The organism is Rhodohalobacter sp. 8-1, assembly GCF_038150125.1.
In the GTDB taxonomy this organism is placed as follows: Bacteria; Bacteroidota; Rhodothermia; order Balneolales; family Balneolaceae; genus SW132.
Window position 1 is genome coordinate 1 of sequence record NZ_JBBVMF010000047.1, and the last position, 1,770, is coordinate 1,770.

General features: G+C 52.6%; 1 protein-coding gene. It reads right to left on the minus strand.

The genetic code is table 11. The annotated features are described in order from the left end of the window. Window positions 1–101 precede the first annotated feature (101 nt). Window positions 102–1,622 (minus strand): IS1182 family transposase, encoded by a 1,521-nt coding sequence (locus tag AABW11_RS19930; RefSeq protein WP_340107088.1) that lies wholly within the window; start codon window positions 1,620–1,622, stop codon window positions 102–104. Window positions 1,623–1,770 lie beyond the last annotated feature (148 nt).

Sequence of the window (1,770 nt, forward strand, 5' to 3'; positions counted from 1 at the left end):
CAGCCGAGTCTGTTGCACAACTCCGGGTTGGAAAAACTCATGGTTTCCAAAGGAATCGGCTGATACAGTCAGGTTGGTCGGAAAAACACCTGATTTTATGACTAAGTAAGAGTGTGACGTAAAAAATAGTCTGAACCATACGGTTTTTCGACCATAGCGCCACTTAATCCATCAACGACAGCGCGGCCTCGTTCTAATGCTGCACTTGTAGCCTTTCGAAGCGGTTTTGGGGCACCATAGCGGAGCCATTTTTTCAGATTAAAGCTTATACTGGCCATTAAGACGTGCTTATCGGCGGTGTCACGTCCTCGCCCGTAGACTTTCTTCATCCCGTTGTGATGCATCAGGTTCCCAATGACCGGCTCCACAATGCCTTTGCGTTTGGCCAGCATGCGCCGCCCGTCGTCGGTTTGCAGGCGGTCATCCATCAGGTCGTAGAGTGCCTTGCCACTGCTGTGAGTAAGCGTTTTAACCGTCGATTTCCCTGTGATGCACTGCGATCGTATCGGGCACTCCTTGCAATCGACTGCACGACTAACATACACATAATTGACGTACTCGCGGCAGGGTTGCTCGCGTTTGAAGGCCAGGACAGCTCCCTGTGAGCATGTATAGGCGTTGGTCTGGTTGTCAAAGGTAAACCCCTCGCGCTCGCGCTTATATCCCGACGGGTTTTGCATAAAAGCGGTAATGCCCTCCTGCTGGCAGGCCTCAATGGTGGTGATCGTGTTGTATTTGGAATCGGCCAGGATCTCCTCAACGGCCAATCCGTGGTCAGAGAGGTTGCTTTGGACCCGCTCCAGCAGTCCGGGAAGACTCTTGTGATCTTCCAGGTCGGCGTAATCGGCCATGGCCCCAACAATCACCCCGTGCTGGCTGTCGACGCTGATTTGACTGTGGTAATACATATCGGTAGGCTTGCCCGGCTTGCGGGCCATTCGGGCGTCAGGGTCGCTGGCCGACTGGTGGGTTTTATTGGAGCGCTTTCGCTTGACGGGATCGTCGCTCGTGCAATCGACTGAGCGGAGAGGGGCTTCCGGGGCAGCCACAGGAGCGTTATCACTGCTGCGGGCCGGCAGCAAGGCGGGGTCGGCGTTCTCATCGTCCACCTGCCGGCAATACTCGCTGGCGTCGTCCATAATCACGATTCGCTGCATGGAATCGATGCTGGCATTGGCTTTGACCAGCCCGCTGTCGAACGCCTGGCGCTTACCCTCCACAAGACCGGCGTCAACGCACAGTCCTAACACCAGGCAAAAGACCTCCTCAAATAGCTCTGTGCCAAACAGCTGGCGGGTGCGCGACAGGGTGCTGTGGACGGGCAACCATTCATCAATATCATAGCCTAAAAACCAACGGGCGGACATCGAGTCGGCGCAGTACCGACACAGCCCCCGGTCAGAAGTGATATTGTTGAAGTACCCAAGAAGGCACATCTTTACAAAGACCACCGGGTCGATGCTTTGCTGGCCTTCAGTTCCGTACAAATGACGAGTCTTCTTGTAAAGAAAGCTCAGGTTTAGGTGTTGCTCAATTCGCCGGTAAGGGTGATCTGCTGGAACCTGGTCACTGAGGGCGAATTGGTAGAAAAGTTTGGGAGTACGCTGTTTTATTCCTTGCATGGATAAAGATACGAAACACCTTCAAATATAGCTATTAAACCATTGATAATATTCAACCTATTACTCTATTTAACATAACTTTTTGCTGGATAATTAGAACAAATCGTCCGTTCTACCTATTTTGAGTTGTGCAACAGACTCAGCCGGC